Source organism: Stenotrophomonas sp. NPDC077659, from assembly GCF_050268705.1.
Classification (GTDB): domain Bacteria; phylum Pseudomonadota; class Gammaproteobacteria; order Xanthomonadales; family Xanthomonadaceae; genus Stenotrophomonas.
Window position 1 is genome coordinate 1 of sequence record NZ_JBNNHG010000234.1, and the last position, 3,316, is coordinate 3,316.

Below are 3,316 nucleotides of genomic sequence, written 5' to 3' on the forward strand. Positions count from 1 at the left end.
GGAAAATGTTGACTGTGGCGCCTCGCGTGGCGACTGGTATTTCAGCAGCCTGCTAGGTTTTCCCGAAAGCATGGTTCAACGAACAGACGCAGATGGATGAGTTCCGGCGACTGGCCTCGCGGGCGGCAGGCTGAGTAGTGCGATGAATGCGGTGGGCGGAGCGTGGTCAGGGAAAATTTTAATGGCCCACCAGCAACCGCACCAGGGTGCTCTGATCAATCCTCGCTGAGTCGTGGATTTTCAGCACCTGAGTCATCCGGGGCCATCGGACGCAACGGATTCGATGCTGGAGGCGCGCTTGGCTGAGTGCCTGACGCGCTATCAGCCTTTGCATGAAGAGTTCCGCAAGGGTAAGCCTTCCCAGGCCGATCACTTCATCGCAGCAGGGCTACCGGAACTGATTGGGCCGTACACGATGCTATGCAGCTTCACCCACAGCGATCTGACTGCGTTGGCGCTTCGGCACCAAGGCGAGCGCGGGATGATCCTTCGCGCGCCCGTAGACTACGACGTGTTGTTCCTCGTCCTCTCTCTCGCCACCTACTCGCTGCTCCACGCTGCACGTGCATTGGAAGCGGTGGTCTACCTACCCGAAGGGAGCTATGACCTTCACATTGCGAGGCTGGAAGCGCTACAGGACGAACTCATGGTTCTCAGGCCCGAGTTGCCGGAGGCCGACCAGGCAAACGAAAGCCGCCCGGAGGCGGCTAGTGCACAGTGAAATGCGGGCAACAGCCGCGCAACAAAAAGCCCCCGCCGTGAGGCAGGGGCTTTGGTCGCTACAGAGGGCAAGGAAGGTAGCCTTCCTTCTACCAAGGTACGGGCTTATGCGGCCCGAGGGCTGATTTCGTCAATGGCGTCGGCCAACTCCGCACTGGTCGTCACCAGGTCGTAGTTGGACTGCAGGTTAAGCCACACCTGGGCCGAGGTACCAAAGTAGCGCCCAAGGCGCAGAGCGGTATCGGCAGTTACGCCGCGACGGCCTGCGATGATGTCGGAAACGCGGGCCGGGGTAACGTTAATTTCATGGGCCAGAGCGCGGGCGGACATGCCCAGCGGGGCTAGAAATTCGACGGACAGGATCTCTCCCGGATGAATTGCGGGGAGCGCGGTGGCGATTTTCGCGTTGGCGCGTGTCATGGACTTGATAGTTTCGCCGCACGTTGCGTGCGCGGCGCCTCCTATTTGAGTGTGAATGCTTACGGAATGTTCCAATTGTATGAAGCTGAAATTCAATTCTTAAATGGAAATCTACGTGATGGCGGACTGAGGGTCTTACTTGGAGGCCCGCGCCGGTGTTACCCGGCGCTCCCTCTCCTTAGTGGTAATCGGTGACTTCTACATCGTAGGCGTCACCATCCTTCCATTTGAAACAGATGCGGTACTGATCGTTGATGCGGATGCTGTGCTGCCCAGCTCGGTCGCCTTTCAGGGCTTCCAATCGGTTGCCGGGCGGTGACTTCAAATCTTGTAACGCCACCGCAGCATTCAGATACACCAGTTTTATCTGAATCTGCCTCTCGATACCCGCCAGCTTCTTAACCGTCTTACCGCTGGCTATTCGTTCGGTATCTTTATGCCCATACGTTTTTATCACCGGCGCCTCCTTTTCGTAGCGACAGGCGTATCGTATACCGATACACGGTACATTGCAAGCCCTCCCCTTGACGCCCAAGCCCCATGCCGGGCGGAGGCCCCCAAATGGGGGCGACCTGCCAGCCCCTAAGCTGCAGCGCCCAGCTCGAAGGGGTTGAACCGGATCACCTCATCCCCCAGCCATTCGTTGAGCGCGGTCAGCCGCGTCTGCAGGGGGGACAGTTCCATCGCAGTCCACACGGTCGCCGCCTCGCGGATCGAGCCGAACCCGCCGCTGTTCTGCGGCACGATGCCCAGTAGCTGGGGCGGTGTGCGTAGGGAGGCCAGCATGTCGTCACGGGTCACGCTCTTGATGCCGGTGAATTCATCCTTCGCCGCAACCTCGCTGACGGGAATCAGCTTCAGACCATCCTTGCTGCCGCCCGGCGAGTGCAGGAACAGGTTGCGGAAATTGCCCGGCCCGCGAGACTCGCGCAGCGCATTTCGGATGCCGTCCACATCGTCCTTCTCGGTCAGGGAGTCGGTCAGGTACAGGATGAACCCGGCATGCGAGCCGTTGTTGTAATACTTCCGGCGAAACAGCGTCGCCGATTCGTTCAGCAGGGCCGACTGAACAGCGGGCATCCATTCCGGCAGCCCGTAAATTTCCTGGTCAACATCTGCCTCTCGGAGCTGGAACACATCGCCGCGAGCAAACTCATGCTCGATCTTGCCGGCGCGGATCTGGAAGAACTCGCCCGGTTCCACGCCTCGGCGCACGTACTTGGCCAACGGCACCGCCAGGGAGTGATTGACACCGGACATAGCGCGGCGGCGCTCGACATAGGCCATGCCGAAGGTGATGTAGTCCAACGCCAGCTGTGCGAACGCCTCACGGCTCAGCAGCTTGTGCGGCTTGAACGTGCTCACCAGCATGTTGCGCTTGAACGTCAGCCCGCTGTGCAGATACGGATTGGCCCGAGTGGTGCGGGACAGCCCATGCAAATCCACCGGCGGCTCGAAGTAGCGCCCGTTGCGCCAGCATTCGAGGTAGTCGAGGATTCCGCGCGAGTCCAGCACCGGTGTGGGGTCGCCGAAGGTGAACGCCTCAACGCCGGCAGGTGCGGTCATGGTGGCGCCCTGGTCAGAGTCAGTCATCAGAAAATCTCCATGGAGCCGCGTGCAGCGGTGCCGCCTTCCAGCGGTTCATTCTGCAGTGCGTGCATAAGCGCCCACGCCAGATCGGCGTGGCCTGTGGTGCGCGAGCGGCCGGCCGTATAGGTGACCTGGCGCCCGCTCGGGGTAATGGTCTTTTGGATCGCCAACAGCGACTGCGTGAGGTCGGTCCAACCCGTGTCGTATTCCAGTCGCTCGTTCTTGATGACATCGAACGCCTTCAGCACCAGCCGGGTCTTCACCTCGGGGGAGTAGTTGAAGATCGTCACGCCGGGGAAGAACTGGCGCACCAGCTGGGCCACGCCGGTGCCCATGCCGGTTGCGTCGATGCCGATATAGGTCACCCAATACCGCAGGGTGGTGCGCTGACGCTGGGCGCGGACAAGGGCTACGACGCAGCCGAGTTCGTGGAGGCGTTGCAGGAGATCGCAGTAGCCCCGCACATCGCGCAGAACACCAGCAACCGCCGCTCGGCGGTTCCCGATGATGTGGCTGCAAGCGATGGCTACGCGATCTCGCAGATGAAGCGGAAGTTGATCGAACAGGGCTTTGGTTGGGCCAAGCT

Annotated in this window: 5 protein-coding genes and 1 pseudogene; 2 read left to right on the plus strand and 4 right to left on the minus strand. The window is 60.9% G+C overall.

Annotated elements, in window-relative coordinates; translation table 11 throughout:
• The first annotated feature begins 283 nt into the window (after nucleotides 1-283).
• Complete coding sequence (locus ACQKDV_RS18865) at nucleotides 284-721, plus strand: hypothetical protein (RefSeq protein WP_427785770.1); 438 nt, start codon at nucleotides 284-286, stop codon at nucleotides 719-721.
• A 104-nt stretch (nucleotides 722-825) separates the two neighbouring features.
• Here the strand turns inward: ACQKDV_RS18865 and ACQKDV_RS18870 are convergent, their stop codons facing one another.
• The 4 genes from ACQKDV_RS18870 to ACQKDV_RS18885 all read right to left on the minus strand — a co-directional run bounded on the left by ACQKDV_RS18870 (nucleotide 826) and on the right by ACQKDV_RS18885 (nucleotide 3,194).
• Nucleotides 826-1,140 (minus strand): HigA family addiction module antitoxin, encoded by a 315-nt coding sequence (locus ACQKDV_RS18870; protein ID WP_427785771.1) that lies wholly within the window; start codon nucleotides 1,138-1,140, stop codon nucleotides 826-828.
• 178 nt (nucleotides 1,141-1,318) lie between these two features.
• Entirely contained in the window at nucleotides 1,319-1,597 is a 279-nt protein-coding gene (locus tag ACQKDV_RS18875) for a type II toxin-antitoxin system RelE/ParE family toxin (protein WP_427785772.1), read from the minus strand.
• Between the two features lie 125 nt (nucleotides 1,598-1,722).
• On the minus strand, nucleotides 1,723-2,733 hold the full coding sequence (locus ACQKDV_RS18880; protein ID WP_427785773.1) for a phage portal protein: 1,011 nt from the start codon (nucleotides 2,731-2,733) through the stop codon (nucleotides 1,723-1,725).
• Nucleotides 2,733-3,194 (minus strand): hypothetical protein, encoded by a 462-nt coding sequence (locus ACQKDV_RS18885; RefSeq protein ID WP_427785774.1) that lies wholly within the window; start codon nucleotides 3,192-3,194, stop codon nucleotides 2,733-2,735. The genes ACQKDV_RS18880 and ACQKDV_RS18885 overlap by 1 nt, the downstream gene beginning before the upstream one ends.
• Between ACQKDV_RS18885 and ACQKDV_RS18890 the strand changes: the two are divergent.
• Nucleotides 3,117-3,316, plus strand: a pseudogene (locus ACQKDV_RS18890) (IS5/IS1182 family transposase); the annotation flags it as partial. The gene ACQKDV_RS18885 and the pseudogene ACQKDV_RS18890 overlap by 78 nt on opposite strands.